A 279-nucleotide genomic window follows, 5' to 3' on the forward strand; every position below is an offset into this window, starting at 1 on the left:
TTAGCTCCGGTTTCATCCCAAGCCCGATCTCCACCGTATCCTCGTCCGGTTGTTGGAAACTATAAAACCCAATGATTTCATCACGGTCGAGAACGACGAAATAAACGCCCGCTCGTTTTTCGGGATCCAGGAATTCTTCTAAATCCTCTGCATCTCCGTCCATATCATAAAAGGAATAATCTCCTTCGTAACGCCAAGTCTCCGCGATCACTTCCGCCTGCTCCTGCGTCATGGCTTGAAATGTGTACTTCATCTTTTCGCCGCCTTTATCTTTCTATC

General features: G+C 47.3%; 1 pseudogene. It reads right to left on the minus strand.

Going from position 1 to position 279, the window contains the following annotated elements:
* A pseudogene (locus R0J92_RS22530) lies at positions 1–253 on the minus strand (GNAT family N-acetyltransferase); the annotation flags it as partial.
* Between the last annotated feature and the right edge of the window lie 26 nt (positions 254–279).

The organism is Tritonibacter sp. SIMBA_163, from assembly GCF_046535935.1.
Lineage (GTDB): Bacteria > Pseudomonadota > Alphaproteobacteria > Rhodobacterales > Rhodobacteraceae > Epibacterium > Epibacterium scottomollicae.